Below are 16,739 nucleotides of genomic sequence, written 5' to 3'. Positions count from 1 at the left end.
CGACGCCGGAGGCCAGCCCCATCCCTACGTCCACTCCCTTCAAGATCGGCGTTGTCAACGCCAGCTCGCGCCTGGACCCCGCCCGCGGCGAGGCCATCCGGGCCTGGATGGATCAGGCCTATCCCGGCGGCGAGGTCCAACTGGTCTTCCATCCGACGGTCTTTGACGTGCATGGTCACTTCGGCGGCGACGACGCCACCCGCGCCCGCGCCTTCGTCGAGTTCGCCAATGATCCGGGGCTGGGCGCCGTCTGGTTCGCGCGCGGCGGCTATGGCTCCTGCCGCATCGCCGAGGCGGTCCTGCCGCAACTGACCGAGGTCGCGAGGAAGAAGCGCTATCTCGGCTATTCCGACGCGGGCAGCCTGCTGGCCCTGCTCTACAAGGCTGGCTTCCCCCATGTGGCCCACGGGCCGATGGCCTCGGACGGGGCGCGCCACGAGGCGACGGGCCGTCGCGCGGTCGACTGGCTGGTCAGCGGCGACCGCGCCTCGCTGGAGCCGTCCCTGCTGGACGACTCGCGCCCGGCGGTCGCCTTCAATCTGACCATCCTGAATGAACTGGTCGGCACGGCGCTGGAGCCGGACCTGACCGGCCACGTCATCATGCTGGAAGAGGTGTCCGAGGCCCTCTATCGCGTCGACCGGATGATGTTCCATCTGACGGGGCAGGCCTCGATCCGACGCGCGGCGGGCATCCGTCTTGGCCGGGTCTCGGACGTCACGCCCAATGATCCCGACTTCGGCCTGACGGCGGAGGAGATCGTCCGCCATTGGTGCGCGCGCTCGGGCATCGCTTATCTGGGGGCCGCCGACATCGGCCACGACCCGGACAACAAGGTGGTGCCGTTTGGTGTGAAACGCTGAGGCTTTAGCCCTTGAAGGTCAGGCCCTCGGGTCGGGCCTCGAAGCCCGACAGCCGACCCAGATAGCTCATGCCCAGCAGCGAGGCGGGCATGTCGGCGTCCACCACCAGGGCCTCGACCGAGGTCAGTCGCACCCCCGCCACAGCTAGCGAGGGCAGGACGACGGGCGCCGCCTTCACGGGGCCGGTCGCGGTGTTCAGGGTGCGGGTGAAGTCTCCGGCGGAGACGTTGACGCCCGCCTTTTCGGCGTCGACGCGGCTCAGGGTCACGACGCTGGCGCCGGTGTCGACCAGCATCCGCATCGGCTTGCCGTCGACCACGGCTTCAGCCCAGTAGTGACCGTCGGCCGAGCGCACGACCGAAGGGGCGGCGATCGCGGCTTGCGCCTCGCCCGCACCGTCCATCCAGCGCAGGGCGCCGGCGCAGGCCAGCGACGTGGCCAGGGCGGCGGCGAAAACGACAGCAGAGCGCGGGTCGATACGGATCATGACCCTAATGTGCCGCAATGGTCTTGGCGTCGGGTGAAGCGATACGGCGAACGAAAGGTTGACGGGCGAACCGCGTTACTGGCCCAGCAGCGCCGGGTCGATCCGTCCCCGCCGTCCGTCCAGTTCACCCATGATCTGCGCCCGTTCCTCGTCGCTCATCCGGCTCCAGGTGGCGATCTCGGGCAGGGTGCGCAGGCAGCCCAGGCACAGGCCCGACGCCCCGTCCACGGTGCAGATCATGACGCAGGGCGTGGCGATCGCGCGCGGCGGTCGGGCAGGAGAGGGGACAGGCGACTGGCTCATGTTTTGTGACGTTGAAACTACAATACGTCCGATCTCGGACCAAAATCTTGACTTTTTAACCAAGCTGAGCTATCTAAACCCCTGACGCGAAACGACTGACAGGGTGAGAGTCCCAATAAGCACGACGCGTCTTCTTTCATCGTTCAGCGAAAGGAGACGCCAAAAATGAACGACAAGGAGCGCAACCTCCAGCACGCCATGATGTCCTTCGCCCTGTGGGGCGGGATGCTGGTCAACACGAAGCAGATGAACAACGCGAACAACCGCGTGGTCAGTCATCCTTCCAACTTCGTGCCCATAACGATCAAACGGCCGCGCGCGTAGTCGCGAGGGCAGTTGATCCAACCGCAACCCCGGTCAGAACGACCGGGGTTTTTCAATTCCGCTTGCCTTCGTCCGTCGCCCCGCTGAAACCCGCTCCATCATCAAGAGGAGCATCGCCATGGGTCTGATCGTCGAGGAGCGCCACGGCGCGGTCATGGTCTGGACCCTGACCCGCCCCGACCGGCTGAACGCCTTGCCGGATCTGGAGGACGGCGAGGCCTTCGCCGCCGCCTGCGAGGCGGTCAACGCCGACCCCTCGATCCGCTGCGTGGTGATGACCGGGGCCGGACGCGCCTTTTCGGCGGGCGGCGACCTGAAGGCGATGAAGGCTCGCGCCGACCTGTTCGAGGGGTCGGGCGCCGCCATCCGCGAACGCTATCGCCGGGTGGTCCACCGCATCGTGCGCTCGCTGTACGGGCTGGAGGTTCCGCTGATCGCCGCCGTCAACGGCCCGGCCATGGGACTGGGCTGCGACATCGCCGGACTGGGCGACATCCGCATCGCCTCCGACAAGGCCAGCTTCGGCGTGCCCTTCATGAAGCTGGGCATTATTCCCGGCGACGGCGGGTCCTGGCTGCTGCCGCGCAACGTCGGCTATGTCCGCGCCGCCGAGATGCTTTTCACTGCCCGCTCGATCGACGCCCAGACGGCGGATCAGTGGGGTCTGGTCAACCGAGTGGTCCCGCATGAGACGCTGATGGACGAGGCCATGGACACGGCCGCCCAGATCGCCGCCCAGCCGCCCCAGGCCCTGCGCATGGCCAAGAGCCTGCTGCGTCAGGGCCGGGACATGAATTTCGATCAGATGCTGGAACTGTCCGCCGCCATGCAGGCCCTGGCCCACCTGACCGAGGATCACATCGAGGGCGTGACGGCCGTGCTGGAGAAGCGGCCGGGCGACTTCACCGGCAACTGATCGGCGAACAAAAAAGGGGCCCCTCGCGAGGCCCCTTTTCCACTTTCAGTCTCTGACCCTTAGCGGCGGGCCGGGGTCTGCATCGAGCGGCTCGCGGGGACGCCGGCGACGCTGGTGTCGCGTTTGGCGCCGGCCGTCTGACCCGGCTTCATGAACTTGACCAGGACGCGCTGGCCGATCAGCAGCGGGGCGTCGTTGACGGCCACGACCACCTCGACGACGCGCTCGTCGGTGCGTTGCGAAGGGTCGTCCGAGGCCAGCTTGCGGGCGCCGAAGACGGCGGCGCGGCGCAGGACCTTGCCGACATAGACCTTCGAGGGGTCGCCTTCGGGGGTGATCTCGACGGCCTGATCCACGGCGACGTTGGGGATGTCGGCCTCGACGATTTCGGCGCGGGCGATGCGCGGGGCGTCGGGCTCCAGATCGAACATGTTGGACACGTTCAGGGTCGAGGCGCCGGCGCCGGGGTTGGCGTAGCGGCGCACGATGCGGCCGTCGGCGGGCGAGCGGATGACGGTCAGCTCGACGTCATAGGCGGCCTGGTCGCGGCGGGCGCGGGCGGTCTGGACCGCCGACTGGGCCGAGCCGAGGCGGGCCTGGGCCTGAGAGATGGCGTCGCGGGCCTGATCCAGCTTCTGGGCGGCGACGAAGTTGCTGTCCTTCAGCCGCGCCAGGCGCTCGTACTCGCGCTGGGCCGTGGCGATGTCGACGTTGATCAGGCGAAGCTGGCTTTCGGCTTCCGACAGGTTGGCGGCGGCGGTCTGCAGGGCCAGGCGCGGCTCATCGTCCTCCTGACGGGCCAGGATTTGGCCGGCGACGACGCGGTCGCCTTCCTGCACCAGAACTTCACGCACCACGCCGCCGCGACGGGCCGCGATCTGGATGATGCCGCCTTCGATGTCGACCTTGCCGTTGGCGATGGCCGCATAGGGGCTCTCGACCTTCTTCTCGGCGGCGGCGGCCGCTTCGGCCTTCTTGGCGGCCTGGGCCTTCTGGAACATGCCGAAGCCGACGACGGCCACGATCAGGACCACGAGGCCGATCCAGAGCCATTTGTTTTTCAGAAAAGCGGGCATGGAGGTGTCCTTGAGGATCGGTGTCAGTGCGAGGCCAGAACGGCGTCGGGATTGGGGATGCGGCGCTGGTCGTCGATGATCACGCCGTCTTCGATGTGGATGACCCGGTCGGCCCAGGCCTCGAGGCGCGGGTCGTGGGTCACGCAGATGACCGCCGCGCCATGCTCGGTGGCGGCCCGGCGAAGAAGTTTAATGACGATCTGGCCGTTCTCGCCGTCGAGCGCCGAGGTCGGTTCGTCGGCGAACAGGATCTGCGGGTCCTTGGCCAGGGCGCGGGCGATGGCGACGCGCTGCTTCTCGCCGCCGGACAGGGCCGCCGGGCGCTGGTGCAGGCGATGACCCAGGCCCACTTCTTCCAGAGCGAGGGTGGCGCGCTTCTTCGCCTGATCCGGGGTCAGGCCCTGGAACTTCAGCACCGTGGTCACCTGCTGCAGGGCGCTGAGCGACGGGAACAGGTTGAAGCCCTGGAAGATGAAGCCGCAGTGGTCCAGCCGGAACTTGTCGATCTTGCCCGATGAGAAGGACCACATATCGTCCATGTCCAGGGCATCGACCTGGCCTTCTTCGGGCTTCAACAGGCCGGACAGGGCGGCGATCAGGGTCGACTTGCCCGAGCCGGACGGCCCCATGACCATGGTCAGGTCGCCGTGACGGGCGTCGAAATTCACGCCTTTCAGCACCTCGACATAGTTCTTGCCGGACTTGAAGCGCTTGACCAGACCCTTGGCCTCGATGGCGAACTCGCCATGGCGGCCTTGAACTTTCGTATGCATGTTCATCGCAGCAGGTCCGCAGGTTGGCTCTTCTTCAGGATGCCCATCGAGAGGAAGCCCGACAGCATGGAGATGGCGATCAGGCCGCCGCCCACCACGATCAGCAGGGGCAGGGGCAGGGCGATGATGACCGCCTTGGACATGGCGAACAGCGACAGCAACCAGGTCAGGCCGATGGCGGCGCCGACGCCGACCACACCGACCCAGAAGCTCAGCTCCATGACGATGCGGCGCAAGGATCCCATGCCGACGCCCAGGGCGCGCAGCGAGGCGAACTCCTTGATGTTGGCCATGATGGCACCGCGCAGGGTCTGCCAGGTGATGGCCACGCCGATGATGATGCCCAGCACCACGCAGCCGCCGATGATGATGACCAGAATGCCTTCCTCGAACATGGCGCCGGCGTTGGCGTCGGCCAGTTCCTGACGCGTCCAGGCCTTCCACTGGCCATTGCCGATCTTGTTCAGCTCGGCGACGACGGCCGGGGCCTGGGCGGGGTCCTTGATCTTGATCATCAGCGGGCCGACGCGCGGGCCGGTGTCGGCCTGACCCAGCATTCGCAGGGTGTCGCGCGACATGACCACGCCGGGTTGCATCATGTTGGGATAGCCGCGCGTCACGCCGACGACGGTGACGGTCTGGCCGTTGTACAGGGCCTTGTCGCCCAGCTTGACGCCCAGGGTTTTCAGCGCCGTTTCGTCGACTGCGACGGTGTAGGGCTGGCGCAGGGCGTCGACCAGTTCCTGGGAATAGTCGGTGGGGATGGTGACCGAGCCCGGCGTCGTGTCGATGATGCTGGACTGGACGAATTTCTGACGCGGGGCGCCCTGCTTGGCGTTATCGGCCTGGCTGCGGGTCGGATCGACCTCCTTGACCGACTGGAAGGTGCCGCCGGCGCCGTCCAGAGGCTGCACCTCGACCACGGCGGGGTGGTTGTAGGCCAGGGGAATGAAGCGGCGCGGCACGCCCGACGGCCCGTTGATCAGGCTCTTGGCGCCGGGCTGCAGGATCATGATGTCGGCGTTCGAGCGCTCGATCTGAGCAGTGAAGCCCTTGCCGATGCCGATGAAGACACCGGTCATGGCCAGCACGAGCAGGCCCGACAGGGCCAGCGCCATGACGGCGGCCATATAACGTCGCCACTCGAAGAGCAGCGTGGAAAGCGCGAGCGACATAAGACGTTTCTGATCCCTGACTTGCAGCGTTATCTGACCGGGCGAGGGGCCGGGGCCAAGTTAAATCGGGGTAAGGCGACGGCGGGTCACTGCAGACAGGGGTTGAGGCCCTTCCCCTTGCGGGTCTAGTGACGGGGCAAGAACAAGGCGGGACGCCGGGTCCACGCCTCGGGAGAGCCTGAATGTCGCTTCGTCGCACCTTTTCCTTCACCGCCTCGCTGGCGGCCCTGGGCGTAGCCGCCGCCGTCACCGGCGCGACCGCCACCCCGGCCCGCGCCGACGAGGGCATGTGGACGTTCGACAACTTCCCGATCCAGACGGTGAACGACAAGTACGGCACGCGCATCGACCAGTCGTGGCTGGACCGCGTGCGCAACGCCGCTGTGCGTCTGCAGGGCTGCTCGGCGTCGTTCGTCTCGGGCGAAGGCCTGATCCTGACCAACCACCACTGCGTCATCTCCTGCGTTCAGGACCTGTCCACGGCCCAGAACGACTACGTCAAGAACGGCTGGATGCCGGCCACGCGTGAAGAAGAGAAGACCTGCCCCGGCCAGACCGCCGAGGTCCTGACCGACATCACCGACGTCACCGAGCGCGTCCTCGGCGCCGGTTCGGGCCTGGAAGGCGCAGCCTTCGTTCAGGCCCGTTCGGCCGAGATCGACAAGATCCAGAAGGAAGCCTGCGGCGACGACCGCAAGCTGACCTGCCAGGTCATCAGCTTCTATCGCGGCGGCAAGTACGCCCTCTACAAGTTCCGCAAGTACGAAGACGTGCGTCTGGCCTTCGCGCCGGAGTTCCAGGCGGCCTTCTTCGGCGGCGACCCGGACAATTTCAACTTCCCCCGCTACGCCCTCGATGCCGCCTTCCTGCGCGCCTACGAGGACGGCAAGCCGGTCTCGAGCCCCAACCACCTGAAATGGAATCCGAACGCCCCGGCCGAGGGTGAAGTCACCTTCGTCGCCGGCAACCCCGGCTCGACCTCGCGCCTGCTGACCATGAGCCAACTGGAGCGCCTGCGCGACCAGCAGATTCCGGTCACCCTGATCCAGGGCTCGGAATTGCGCGGCCGTCTGGTCGAGTACTCGACCCAGGGCGATGAAGAAAAGCGCGTCGCTCTGGACCCCATCTTCGGCCTCGAGAACAGCTTCAAGGTCTACTACGGCCAGCAGGGCGCCCTGACTGACCCGGCCTTCATGGGCAAGAAGCGCGAAGAAGAAACCGAGCTGCGTCAGCGCGTCGCCGCCGACCCGGCCCTTGCCGAGCGCATCGGCGATCCGTGGACGGATCTGGAAAAGGTTCAGTCGACGGCCCGCGACCTCTACCTGCCTTACCGTCAGCTGGAAGGTAACGCCGGCGGCGGTTCGACCCTCTATTCCTACGCCCGCGCCATCGTCCGCGCCTCGAAGGAACGCGCCAAGCCGGTCGCAGAACGTCGCGCCGGCTATTCGGACAGCGACATCGCCGCCATCGGCCGTCGCCTGGCCTCGGAAGCCCCGATCGCCAAGGGCGTCGAGGAAATCCAGCTGTCCTTCTGGCTGTCCAAGACCCGCGAATACCTGACCGTCGACAACGCCAATGTGAAGTCGATGCTGGGCCGCGAAAACCCCGAGGGCATCGCCGCCAGGCTGGTTGAAACGAAGCTGATCGACCCGGCCTTCCGCGCCCAGGCTCTGGCCATGACGCCGGAACAACTGGCCGCCTCGGGCGACCCGATGATCGCCTTCGTCCTGGCCAATGACGACGCCGCTCAGGCCGTCCGCACCCAGTGGGACGCAGGCGTCAACGGCCCGACCGCCCGCGCCGCCGAAAAGGTCGCCCAGGCCCGCTTCGCCGTCTATGGCGACAACCTGTACCCCGACGCGACCTTCTCGCTGCGTCTGTCCTATGGTCAGGTGAAGGGCTGGACCTATCGCGGCGTGACCGTGCCGGCCTTCACCTACATGGGCGGCCTGTACGAGCGCGCCACCGGCGCCGAGCCGTTCAACGCGGCCGCCCGCTTCGTCGACGCCGAGAGCCGCATCAACAAGAACGTCGTCTATGACTTCGTCTCGACCAACGACATCATCGGCGGCAACTCCGGCTCGCCGGTGATCAACGCCAAGGGTGAAGTGATCGGCGCCGCCTTCGACGGCAACATCCACTCGCTGGGCGGCTCGTTCGGCTACGACGGCGAACTGAACCGCACGGTGACGGTCTCGACCGCCGCCGTCACCGAGGCCCTGCGCACCGTCTACAACCAGCCGCGCCTGCTGCGCGAACTGGGCGTGCGTCGCTAAGCCTGCGCGTCAAGCAAGACCCTTCTCCCCTTGCGGGAGAAGGTGTCATGCGCAGCAGGACGGATGAGGGGTGTCGGCGACGCGGGTTGAATTTCAGCCTCGCCGCCGGGACCCCTTTTCGTAACCTCGCGCTCACACCCCTCATCCGAGCGCTCCGGCGCCCACCTTCTCCCGCAAGGGGAGAAGGACAAGGAACTCCTCATGCGTCACATGTTCTTCGCCTCGGCCGCCGTCCTGGCCTTCGCCGCTGCCTCTTCGGTTGCTTCTTCGGCGCGGGCCGAGGAGGGCATGTGGACCTACGACAACTTCCCCATTGCCCGCGCCAACCAGACGCTGGGGACCTCGATCGATCAGGGCTGGCTGGACCGCGTGCGCCTGTCGTCGGTCAAGTTCGGCGGCTGCTCGGCGGGCGTCATCTCGGGCGAGGGCCTGGTGATGACCAACAACCACTGCGTCGCCACCTGCGTCGCCAACCTGTCCACGCCCCAACTGCAGTACGCCGAGACCGGCTTCACGCCGAAGAGCCGCGAGGAGGAGCTGAAATGCCCCGGCGGTTCGGCCGAGATCCTGACCGACATCACCGACGTCACCGCACGCGTTCAGAAGGCGGGCGAGGGGCTGGACGGACAGGCCTTCACCCAGGCCCGCGAGGCCGAGGCCGGCCGTATCGAAACCGAAGCCTGCGGCTCTGATCCCAAGATCCGTTGCCAGGTCGTCAGCCTGTATCGCGGCGGCCAGTTCAAGCTCTACAAGTTCCGCAAATACTCCGACGTGCGTCTGGCCTGGGCGCCGGAAGACCGTGCCGCGACCTTCGGCGGCGATTTGGACAACTTCTCCTTCCCGCGCTTCGCCATCGATGCCGCCTTCATTCGCCTGTACGAAGACGGCAAGCCCGCCGCGACGCCGACCCACTTCACCTGGAACCCGAACAAGCCGACCGAGGGCGAGCCCGTCTTCATCACCGGCAACCCCGGATCGACCCAGCGCCTGCTGACCCAGTCGCAGCTGATGACCATCCGCGACGTGGTTCTGCCGATGGACCAGCTGATCGCCTCTGAGCTGCGCGGCCGTCTGATCCGTTATTCCGAGGAGGGCGAGGAGCAGGCCTTCATCGCCATGGATCCCATCGTCGGCGTCGAGAACACCTATAAGCGCGGCCTGGGCCGGATGCGCGCCCTGACCGACCCCGCCTTCATGGACAAGCTGGCCGGTCAGGAGACCGTCTTCCATCGTCAGGTGGCCGAGAATGAAACCCTGTCGGCTCAGGTCGGCGATCCCTGGGCGACGCTGGCGGCGGTCCAGCCTCTGGCGCGCGAGTTCTACGCTCCGATGGCTCTGCTGGAAGGCGGCACGGGCATGGGCACGACCTCAGTGGGCGGCGGCTCCTCGCTGTTCCAGTGGGCGCGGGCCATCGTCCGCGGCGCTCAGGAACGCGCAAAGCCGTCGGATCAGCGTCTGGGTGAGTTTGCCGACAGCCGCCTGCCTGGCGTCCAGTCCGGTCTGTTCGCCGAGCGTCCCACCTATGCGGCGCTGGAGCAGATCCGTCTGGAATGGTGGCTGTCCAAGACCCGCGAATGGCTGACTGTCGACAGCCCCTATGTCCGCACCCTGCTGGGCAAGGAAAGCCCTGAGGCCCTGTCGGCCCGCCTGGTCGAAGGCACGAAGCTGGCGGACCCGGCCGTGCGCCGCGCCCTGTGGGAAGGGGGGCTGCCCGCCGTCCAGGCCTCGACCGATCCGCTGATCCAGTATGTCCTGGCCATTGACGCCGACGCTCGCGCCGTCCGCGCCGACTGGGACAACAAGGTCAAGGCGCCGACCGACCGTGCCTCCGAGCAACTGGCCGCCGCCCGCTTCGCCGTCTATGGCGACGCTGTCTATCCCGACGCCACCGGCACCCTGCGTCTGACCTATGGCCGGGTCGAGGGCACGGACGTTCCGGGCCAGCGCATTGGCGCCTTCACCACCTTCGCCGGCCTGTGGGATCGTGCGACGGGGGCCGAGCCCTTCAACGTCGCGCCCAAACTCTTGGCCGCCAAGGACCGCATCGACCCGAACGCGGTGATGAACATGGCCGTGTCGTCCGACACCATCGGCGGCTCGTCGGGTTCGCCCGCCGTCAACGCCAGGGGCGAGATCATCGGCGCCAACTTCGACTCCACCGTCCTGACCCAGCGCAACGCCTACGGCTATGACCGCAACGTCAACCGCAGCGTCATCGTCACCACCCAGGCCGTGACCACGGCCCTGCGCGACGTCTACGGTATGGATCACCTGATTCAGGAACTGGGCGTGGCGCCCCAGAACGCTGGCAAGGCGGCCCCGCGCCGCACGCGCCGTTGATCGCCGCGACCTTCCGGCCCGCCGCGTCTTCGGACGTGGCGGCGCTGCACCGCCTTGTCGAAAGCGCCTATCGCGGCGATAGCGCCAAGGCGGGCTGGACTCACGAGGCTGATCTGCTGGGCGGCCAGCGTACCGACGAGGCCGAGCTTCTCGACATTCTCGCCGACGCCAGCCGCGTCATACTGCTGGCCGAGGTCGACGGCGTGCTGACCGGCTGCGTCCAGGTGGCGGATCAGGGGCAGGGCCTGGCCTATCTCGGCCTGCTGACCGTCGATCCCGCCCGTCAGGCGGGCGGCCTGGGCCGTCTGCTGATCGACGCCGCCGAGGCCGAGGCCCGCAGCCGTTTCGGCGCGACCCGCATGGAGATGACCGTCATCCGCCAGCGTGCCGAACTGATCGCCTGGTACGAGCGCCGGGGCTATGTTCTGACCGGCGAGACCCGGCCCTTCCCGCTGGACGACGAGCGCTTCGGTCTGCCGCAGACGCGGGAGCTGGAGTTTGTGGTCATGGAAAAGGCGCTGGGATAACCCAGCGCCTTCTTCATTTCAGCTTGTCGACGACGGGGATCAGAGATCCCGCATCTGCTTCTGGGCGGCGTTGAAATACTGCCAGCCGGTCCACAGGGTGATGAGAGCCGCCAGCCAGATCAGGGTGTCCGAGAACAGCTGGAATGCGGGCAGGTAGTCGAAGGGCAGACCCCAGCCATCCCAGTTGCGGGCGAACAGCTGGCAGCCCAGGGCCACCATCTGCAGGGTGGTCTTCCACTTAGCTGCCAGGGTGACGGGCAGGTTGATGCGTCCGGCCATGGTCTCGCGCAGGGCCGAAACCGCGAACTCGCGGAACAGGATCAGGCCGCAGGGAATGATGATCTGCTGCACCGAACCGGAGGTCAGCACGCCCAGGATGGCGCCCGTGACCAGGATCTTGTCGGCGATGGGGTCGAGAATGGCGCCCCAACGCGTTTCAGCCTTCCAGCGGCGCGCCAGATAGCCGTCGATCCAGTCCGTCGAGGCGGCGATGACGAAGATCCAGAAGCCCGTCCGGTACATGGCGAACTGGTCGTCGGGGCTCAGCATGGCCGAGACGAAGGGGAAGCCGCTGGTGGCGCCGGCCAGCAGCAGGAACATGACCACGCCCGCCGCCAGACGAATGCCGGTCAGGATGTTCGGGATCGGGTTGGCTTTGTGGGCAGAAGTCATCATCACGTCCATTGCAACGCCTGCGGTGTGGCATGGTTCGCGGCGCGATGCGAGGGCGACGACCTGTCGCCCTCGGCCGAGGCTCAGTCCAGCCGCTCGAACCGCTTGGCGCCGGTCAGTTTGGTCAGGATGCCGGCGGCGATGCCGAAGTGCAGGCCGCTGAGACGCAGTTCGCCCGCCGCTTCCTTCTCGGCGATCCAGGGGAAGGTGCGCAGATTGTCCAGCGACAGGCGGACCACGGCCTCCTCGGCCACGGTTTCCTGCTCGTCGGCGGCCACGCCCTCGAGAGCGGCGCTGACGGCGGGGACGCCCTGGGCGACCCAGGGGGCGACGAAGTCCTGGCAGTTGGACGGGGCGCCGTTGCGCATGGCGTTAACCCCGCCGCACGAGGCGTGGCCCATGACGACCACGTGCTGGACTTTCAGCACGTTGACGCCGAACTCCAGCGCCGCCGAGACGCCGTGCAGCTTGCCGTCGGGCTGATAGGGCGGCACCAGGTTGGCGACGTTGCGCACCACGAACAGTTCGCCCGGCGCGGTGTCGAAGATCAGGGCCGGGTCGGCGCGGCTGTCGGAACAGGCCACGACCAGGGTGTGCGGCTTTTGCCCGTTCGTGGCCAGGGCCTCGTATTCGGCGCGTTCGGACGGCCACCGATTCTGGCGGAAGCGATGATAGCCCTTGATCAGTTCATTGGTCATGAGCGCCTTCCTAGACCCGCGACCCGTCGCGGCTCAACCGCAAATGCGTCGGTTTCAGGACTTATGGAAGAAGCCGTGGATGCGCTCGGCCAGGGCCTGATTGACGCCGGGGACCTTGACCAGGTCGGCGACCGAGGCGCGCGACACCCCCTTGGCCGAGCCGAAGGCGTGCAGCAGGGCCTTCTTGCGCGAGGGGCCGACGCCGTCAATCTCGTCCAGCGGGTTCTTGCTGATGTCCATTGAACGGCGCTTGGCGTGGGCGCCGTTGGCGAAGCGGTGGGCCTCGTCGCGCAGACGCTGGATGTAGTAGAGGGCCGGGCTCTTCATCGGCAGCATGAAGGGCGGCTTGCCGGGCATGAAGAAGTGCTCCTTGCCCGCGTCCCGATCCGGTCCCTTGGCCACGCCGACGGCGGTGATGTCGTCGACACCCAGGTCGGCCAGCACCGCCAGCACCTCGGCCAGTTGCCCGGCCCCGCCGTCGATCAGCAGCAGGTCGGGGCGCTCGACGACCTCGCCGGCCTCCTCGTCCTTGACCATCTTGCCGAAGCGGCGACGCATGACCTCGCGCATCATGCCGTAGTCGTCGCCGGGGGTCAGGTCTTCGCCGCGGATGTTGAACTTGCGGTACTGGTTCTTGCGGAAGCCCTCTGGCCCGGCGACGATCATGCCGCCGACCGCATTGGTCCCCTGGATGTGGGCGTTGTCATAGACCTCGATCCGCTCGGGCCGGGCGTCCAGACCGAAGGCCTCGCAGACCTCGTCGAGGATCTTCGATGTGGCCGAGTTCTCGGCCAGCTTGCGGCCCAGGGCCTCTTTTGAGTTGGTCAGGGCGTAGTCGACGACGGCCAGCTTCTCGCCGCGCTGAGGGCGGGCGATGTCGACCTTGCGCCCCGACTTCAAGGTGAAGGCCTCTTCCAGCAGCTCCAGCTCATGCGGGCGGACGTTGGACAGGATCTGACGCGGGATCGGCTTGTCCTCGTAGAACTGGGCGAGGAAGGCGCCGAGGATCTCGGGATCGGTGTCCGACTTGTCGATGCGCGGGAAGTAGGCGCGCCCGCCCCAATTCTGGCCCGCGCGATAGAAGAAGACCTGGACGCAGGCCTGACCGCCCTCGGAATGGAGGGCGAAGACGTCGGCCTCGGCGTCGCCGGCCCCTTCGGCGTTCAGGCCCGATTCCATGGCGATGGCCGACAGGGCGCGGATGCGGTCGCGCACCCGGGCGGCGTGCTCGAACTCCATCTCGTCAGAGGCCGTCTGCATCTCGGCGGACAGGCGGGCGATGACGGCGCGCGACTTGCCGCGTAGGAAGGCCTCGGCCTCCTTCACCAGATCGCCGTAGTCCTCCAGCGAAATCAGACCGGTGCAGGGGGCCGAGCAGCGCTTGATCTGATGCAGCATGCAGGGCCGCGTGCGGGTCTCATAGACGCTGTCCGAACAGGTGCGCAGCAGGAAGGCCTTCTGCAGGGTGTTCAGCGTCCGGTTGACCGCCCAGGTCGAGGCGAAGGGGCCGAAATAGGCACCCGGCGTGGTATGGGCGCCGCGATGCTTGCGGACCTGGGGCGCGCGGTGGTCGCGCCGGATCATGATCTCGGCGAAGGATTTGTCGTCCTTCAACAGGACGTTGAAGCGGGGCTTCAGCCGCTTGATGTAGCCGGCCTCGAGGATCAGGGCCTCGGTCTCGGTGGTGGTGACCACCAGCTCCATCGAACGGGTCAGCGACACCATCAGGCCGATGCGCTGGGTGTGGAAACGCCCTTGCGCGTACTGGACGATGCGCTTCTTCAGCGACTTGGCCTTGCCGACATAGAGGCAGTCGCCGGTCTCGCCGTACATGCGATAGACGCCGGGCTTGTCCGGCGCGCGGCGCGCCTCGTCGGCGATCAGGGCGGTGGCCTGAAGCGGCAGGGCTTCGGTCGTCGCGTCGCTCGCGGCTTCGTCCACAGTGTCGATCGTCTCGTCGGTCATCGTGGCGGATATAGGCTCAGCCGCGCCGGACCAGAAGCACGCCGCCGAAAACCAGCAGGACGCCCAGCAGGCGGGTCAGGTTCAGCGGCTGCTTGGGCACGCCGAGCGCGCCGAAGTGGTCCAGCAGGACGCTGATCAGGATCTGTCCCGCCACCATCAGGATAACGGTCATGGCCACGCCGAGACGCGGCACGCTCCAGGCGGCGGTGACGACGAAGATCGCGCCATAGAGGCCGCCGATCCAGACCCACCAGGGCAGGGCCTTCATCGCCGCCGCGTCCGGCCGGGTCTGCAGCGTCAGGGCCAGCAGGCCCAGCGCCGCCGTTCCCACCAGAAAGGAGACGAAGGCCGCATTGACCGGGGAGGCCACGGCGCTCGCCAGTCGGGCGTTGGTCGGCGCCTGCAGCGCGGTCGCCCCGCCCGCGAGCATGACCAGCAGCATCACGATCCAGGACGGGTTCATCGGCGTTTCCTCTACCAGTTCGGATCGGCGGGCGCGCCGTGGAAGATCTCGGCCAGGCGGTCGCGGGTGGCGCGGGTCGCGTCCTCGGGCAGGGCGTCGGGATGGAACCAGCCGATCTCGGCGATCTCGCCGTGGCTGGTGCGCTCGGTCATGTCGAAGGCGTCGATGCGAAAGACCAGGACGTGATCGCCGGGAAAGAAGCGCTCATTGGAATGGACCGACAGCAGCCGCGGTTCCGAGCGGGCGATCAGCCCCGCCTCTTCACGCAGTTCACGGACCACGGCGGCCTGGGTCGTCTCGCCCCGGTCCACCCCGCCGCCGGGCAGCCACCAGCCATGCAGATAGGTGTGCTTGACCAGCAGCACCCGGCCTTGGGCGTCCGTCGCCACTCCGCGCACGCCCAGGGTCATGCCCCGGTTCATCCGCGACCAAGCGAAGAAGAGGGGCCGGGTGAAGGGCTCGATTCGGGTACGCCAGGTGGTCATGGGGTGACGATAGGCCGGGCGGCGGCGGCTTGAACAGTCGCGCCTCTGCCTCTATGCGAAGCTTTGAACAGGAGACTTCCCATGCTGGCCATCGGCATCATCTTCACCTTTATCGCCGTCATCGCCGCCGTGAACTTCTACGAGTTCGGCCGGGTTGACTGAATCGGCGGCCGGCGCGGGCGGGTTCGACTGGCGCAACGCCGGGGACCATGTCCGCGTCCTGTTGTCGGATGTGGCGGTCGATGTGCGCATCGGCCTGCACCCGTGGGAGCGGCACCCTGAGCGCCCCACGCGGCTGATCGTCAATGTCGAGATGTTCGCCGCCTGGCCTCTGCCAGAAGGCGGCTTCATCGATTACGACCGGGTGCGTGATCATATATCCGGCTGGCGCGGGCGTGAGCATGTCGAGCTGCTGGAAACCCTGGTCGAGGAACTGATCGGCGTCTGCTTCGCCCTGCCGCCGGTCGAGGCCTGCCGGGTGCGGATCACCAAGCCGCATATCTTCCCCGAGGCCGCCGGCGCGGGCGTGGAAATCTTCCGCCGCAGGCCGGGCTGAATGGAACCCCTGAACAAGACGGTGCTGATCACCGGGGCCGCGCGTCGCGTCGGCGCCGGGATGGCGCGGGCCCTGGCCGAGGCGGGCTGGGACGTGGCCGTCCACCATCGCGGCGGGGCGGATGAGGCGACGGCGCTGGTCGCCGAGCTGAGCGGCATGGGCGTGCGCGCCGCGGCCTTTCAGGCGGACCTGAACAAGGCGGACGAGCGCGACGGCCTGATCGCCCGCGTTGTCGGCCATTTCGGGCGGGTCGACGCCCTGATCAACAACGCCTCCCTGTTCCGCTATGATACCTTGCAAACCCTGACCGAGGCGTCGTGGGGCGAGCATCTGGCGTCGAACCTGACCGCCCCGGTCTTCCTGATCCGCGACTTCGTCAAGGCGGTCGAGGCGGCGGACGGGCAGGGGGTGGTGGTCAATATCCTGGATCACAAGGTGGACAGTCCGAACCCCGACTTCTTCGCCTATACGGCGGGCAAGGTCGGTCTGGCGGGGCTGACGCGGACCATGGCCATGGGGCTGGCGCCCCGCATTCGGCTGTGCGGCGTCTCTCCCGGTCTGATCCTGCGCAGCGGCGAGCAGACCGAGGCCGAGTACGAAGCGGCGTGGCGCGACACCCCGCTGGGGCGCGGCGCGTCGCTGGAAGACGTGGCCCGCACCGTGCGCTTCATCCTCGAGACGCCCAGCCTGACAGGCCAGAACCTGACCATCGACGGGGGCGAGACCCTGATCGGGCGAGGGCGCGACGTGGCCTTTGACGGGATTCCGGTTCCCTGACGCTGTTCTCGGACCCGCCTTTACTTCGCCGCCGTCAGGGTGTTGATGCGCGAACCCTTCGCG

The 16,739-nt window shown here is 67.4% G+C and carries 18 protein-coding genes; 8 read left to right on the top strand and 10 right to left on the bottom strand.

Features of this window, described 5'->3' with window-relative positions; all coding sequences use genetic code 11:
• Positions 1-20: 20 nt before the first annotated feature.
• A complete protein-coding gene (locus tag ACIQTU_RS13390) occupies positions 21-863 on the top strand; it encodes an LD-carboxypeptidase (protein WP_400548991.1) in 843 nt (280 codons plus the stop codon).
• A 4-nt stretch (positions 864-867) separates the two neighbouring features.
• Here ACIQTU_RS13390 and ACIQTU_RS13385 read toward each other — a convergent pair whose 3' ends face one another.
• Together ACIQTU_RS13385 and ACIQTU_RS13380 are read right to left on the bottom strand one after the other, a co-directional pair.
• On the bottom strand, positions 868-1,350 hold the full coding sequence (locus ACIQTU_RS13385; protein ID WP_400547965.1) for a TIGR02281 family clan AA aspartic protease: 483 nt from the start codon (positions 1,348-1,350) through the stop codon (positions 868-870).
• Between the two features lie 75 nt (positions 1,351-1,425).
• Entirely contained in the window at positions 1,426-1,653 is a 228-nt protein-coding gene (locus ACIQTU_RS13380) for a DUF1289 domain-containing protein (RefSeq protein WP_400547962.1), read from the bottom strand.
• 165 nt (positions 1,654-1,818) lie between these two features.
• Here ACIQTU_RS13380 and ACIQTU_RS13375 point away from each other — a divergent pair, with 165 nt between their 5' ends.
• Both ACIQTU_RS13375 and ACIQTU_RS13370 read left to right on the top strand, forming a co-directional pair.
• Positions 1,819-1,977, top strand: coding sequence for a hypothetical protein (locus ACIQTU_RS13375; RefSeq protein WP_292083720.1), 159 nt, complete (start codon positions 1,819-1,821; stop codon positions 1,975-1,977).
• Positions 1,978-2,095: 118 nt separating this feature from the next.
• Positions 2,096-2,893, top strand: a complete 798-nt coding sequence (locus tag ACIQTU_RS13370) for a crotonase/enoyl-CoA hydratase family protein (RefSeq protein WP_400547958.1) — start codon at positions 2,096-2,098, stop codon at positions 2,891-2,893.
• A 59-nt stretch (positions 2,894-2,952) separates the two neighbouring features.
• Here ACIQTU_RS13370 and ACIQTU_RS13365 read toward each other — a convergent pair whose 3' ends face one another.
• Genes ACIQTU_RS13365 through ACIQTU_RS13355 form a run of 3 tightly spaced genes read right to left on the bottom strand, consistent with a single transcriptional unit; the run spans position 2,953 to position 5,917 of the window.
• The gene (locus ACIQTU_RS13365) at positions 2,953-3,969 is read right to left on the bottom strand and encodes an HlyD family secretion protein (RefSeq protein WP_400547955.1); all 1,017 of its coding nucleotides are present in this window, start codon (positions 3,967-3,969) and stop codon (positions 2,953-2,955) included.
• Between the two features lie 23 nt (positions 3,970-3,992).
• Entirely contained in the window at positions 3,993-4,748 is a 756-nt protein-coding gene (locus ACIQTU_RS13360; protein ID WP_400547952.1) for an ABC transporter ATP-binding protein, read from the bottom strand.
• Positions 4,745-5,917: an ABC transporter permease gene (locus tag ACIQTU_RS13355; protein ID WP_400547950.1), complete on the bottom strand. Its 1,173-nt coding sequence runs from the start codon at positions 5,915-5,917 to the stop codon at positions 4,745-4,747. The genes ACIQTU_RS13360 and ACIQTU_RS13355 overlap by 4 nt, the downstream gene beginning before the upstream one ends.
• 182 nt (positions 5,918-6,099) lie before the next feature.
• On the opposite strand from ACIQTU_RS13355, the gene ACIQTU_RS13350 reads away from it, so the two are divergent.
• The 3 genes from ACIQTU_RS13350 to ACIQTU_RS13340 all read left to right on the top strand — a co-directional run bounded on the left by ACIQTU_RS13350 (position 6,100) and on the right by ACIQTU_RS13340 (position 11,060).
• On the top strand, positions 6,100-8,193 hold the full coding sequence (locus tag ACIQTU_RS13350) for a S46 family peptidase (RefSeq protein ID WP_400547947.1): 2,094 nt from the start codon (positions 6,100-6,102) through the stop codon (positions 8,191-8,193).
• 201 nt (positions 8,194-8,394) lie between these two features.
• On the top strand, positions 8,395-10,533 hold the full coding sequence (locus ACIQTU_RS13345) for a S46 family peptidase (RefSeq protein WP_400547944.1): 2,139 nt from the start codon (positions 8,395-8,397) through the stop codon (positions 10,531-10,533).
• Positions 10,530-11,060: a GNAT family N-acetyltransferase gene (locus ACIQTU_RS13340; protein ID WP_400547941.1), complete on the top strand. Its 531-nt coding sequence runs from the start codon at positions 10,530-10,532 to the stop codon at positions 11,058-11,060. The genes ACIQTU_RS13345 and ACIQTU_RS13340 overlap by 4 nt, the downstream gene beginning before the upstream one ends.
• 39 nt (positions 11,061-11,099) lie before the next feature.
• Here ACIQTU_RS13340 and pgsA read toward each other — a convergent pair whose 3' ends face one another.
• The 5 genes from pgsA to ACIQTU_RS13315 all read right to left on the bottom strand — a co-directional run bounded on the left by pgsA (position 11,100) and on the right by ACIQTU_RS13315 (position 15,343).
• Positions 11,100-11,732, bottom strand: coding sequence for a CDP-diacylglycerol--glycerol-3-phosphate 3-phosphatidyltransferase (gene pgsA / locus ACIQTU_RS13335; protein ID WP_400547938.1), 633 nt, complete (start codon positions 11,730-11,732; stop codon positions 11,100-11,102).
• An 83-nt stretch (positions 11,733-11,815) separates the two neighbouring features.
• Positions 11,816-12,430, bottom strand: coding sequence for a carbonic anhydrase (locus ACIQTU_RS13330; protein WP_400547935.1), 615 nt, complete (start codon positions 12,428-12,430; stop codon positions 11,816-11,818).
• Between the two features lie 54 nt (positions 12,431-12,484).
• A complete protein-coding gene (uvrC, locus tag ACIQTU_RS13325; RefSeq protein WP_400547932.1) occupies positions 12,485-14,395 on the bottom strand; it encodes an excinuclease ABC subunit UvrC in 1,911 nt (636 codons plus the stop codon).
• 16 nt (positions 14,396-14,411) lie between these two features.
• A complete protein-coding gene (locus ACIQTU_RS13320) occupies positions 14,412-14,858 on the bottom strand; it encodes a DMT family transporter (protein WP_400547929.1) in 447 nt (148 codons plus the stop codon).
• 11 nt (positions 14,859-14,869) lie between these two features.
• The gene (locus ACIQTU_RS13315) at positions 14,870-15,343 is read right to left on the bottom strand and encodes an NUDIX domain-containing protein (protein ID WP_400547926.1); all 474 of its coding nucleotides are present in this window, start codon (positions 15,341-15,343) and stop codon (positions 14,870-14,872) included.
• A 154-nt stretch (positions 15,344-15,497) separates the two neighbouring features.
• Here ACIQTU_RS13315 and ACIQTU_RS13310 point away from each other — a divergent pair, with 154 nt between their 5' ends.
• The gene (locus ACIQTU_RS13310) at positions 15,498-15,899 is read left to right on the top strand and encodes a dihydroneopterin aldolase (RefSeq protein ID WP_400547924.1); all 402 of its coding nucleotides are present in this window, start codon (positions 15,498-15,500) and stop codon (positions 15,897-15,899) included.
• Complete coding sequence (locus ACIQTU_RS13305) at positions 15,900-16,676, top strand: SDR family oxidoreductase (protein ID WP_400547921.1); 777 nt, start codon at positions 15,900-15,902, stop codon at positions 16,674-16,676.
• Positions 16,677-16,739: the final 63 nt, after the last annotated feature.

Source organism: Brevundimonas sp. NPDC090276 (genome assembly GCF_044772165.1).
Taxonomy (GTDB): Bacteria; Pseudomonadota; Alphaproteobacteria; order Caulobacterales; family Caulobacteraceae; genus Brevundimonas.
Note: the sequence above shows the minus strand (reverse complement) of the source record. Positions and strands in the feature narration are given on the sequence as shown.